Genomic DNA, 1377 nt, shown 5'->3' on the forward strand with positions numbered 1-1377 from the left:
GGGTAGGGGTATCGCGGAATTCAGCGTCGTCCCCCCACCCGGCTCGCTGTGCTCGCCACCCTCCCCACAAGGGGAAGGGTAAGACCAGCGCTCAAGGTCTCACCTGTCCCGACCCGCGCACACGGTATTTGAACGACGTCAGCTGTTCGACGCCCACCGGTCCGCGCGCATGCATCTTGCCGGTGGCGATGCCGATCTCGGCGCCCATGCCGAATTCGCCGCCGTCGGCGAACTGCGTCGATGCGTTGTGCAGCAGGATCGCCGAATCGATCTCGTTGAAAAACCGCTCGACGGCTTGCGCATCCTCGGCGACGATCGCCTCGGTGTGATGCGAGGAAAACGTCTCGATATGCTCGATCGCACCACCGATACCGTCGACCAGTTTTACCGCGATGATGGCATCGAGATACTCGGTGATCCAGTCGGCATCGGTCGCCGGTTTGGCGTCGAAAAACACTTTCAGCACCTCGGCATCGGCATGGATTTCGCAGCCGGCGGCGCGAAGTGCATCAAGGATCGGCACCAGATGCGTGGAGGCAACCGCCCGGTCGACCAGCAGCGTCTCTGCGGCACCGCAGACGCCGGTGCGTCGCATCTTGGCGTTGACGGCGATCCTGACAGCCATATCGAGCTTGGCGGAACGGTCGATGTAGAGATGGCAGATGCCTTCGAGATGCGCGAAGACCGGGACCCGCGCCTCGGCCTGCACCCGTCCGACCAGGCTTTTGCCACCGCGCGGGATAATGACGTCGAGGTTGCCGCCCAACCCCTTCAGCATTTCGCCGACGGCGGCGCGGTCGGTGGTCGGCACCAGCTGGATGGCATCCTCCGGCAGGCCCGCTTGCTTCAGCCCTTCGACCAGGCAGGCGTGGATGGCGGCGGAAGAATTGAGCGAATCCGAACCGCCGCGCAGGATCACCGGATTGCCGGCTTTGAGGCACAGCGCGCCGGCATCGGCGGTGACGTTCGGGCGGCTCTCATAGATGACGCCGACGACGCCGAGCGGCGTGCGCACGCGCTCGATATGCAAACCGTTCGGCCGGTCCCACTGCGCGATCACGTCGCCAACCGGATCCCGCAGCGCGGCGATTTCGCGGATGCCGTCGGCCATGGCGCGGATGCGCGCCGGATCGAGCTTCAGCCGGTCCATGAAGGAGGTGGAAAGCCCGGATTCATGACCATTCGAAACATCGATGGCGTTGGCGTCGAGAATGTCCTGCTCACGGGCCACAATCGCCTCGGCCATGGCCAGCAGTGCGGCGTTCTTGGCGGCGGTTGTGGCAATGGCCAGCGGCCGGGCGGCAGCGCGGGCGCGCCGGCCGATATCGGCCATCAGCGCGACAGTGTCATCCCCGGATTTTTCATGCAGTTTCAGCA

1 protein-coding gene is annotated in these 1377 nt (G+C 65.0%); it reads right to left on the minus strand.

What is annotated here, in order from left to right:
- Positions 1 to 91: 91 nt before the first annotated feature.
- A complete protein-coding gene (locus EN879_RS35950; RefSeq protein WP_245493935.1) occupies positions 92 to 1375 on the minus strand; it encodes a glutamate-5-semialdehyde dehydrogenase in 1284 nt (427 codons plus the stop codon).
- Positions 1376 to 1377: the final 2 nt, after the last annotated feature.

It is taken from the genome of Mesorhizobium sp. M7A.F.Ca.AU.002.02.1.1, from assembly GCF_003998535.1.
GTDB classification, from domain to species: domain Bacteria; phylum Pseudomonadota; class Alphaproteobacteria; order Rhizobiales; family Rhizobiaceae; genus Mesorhizobium; species Mesorhizobium ciceri.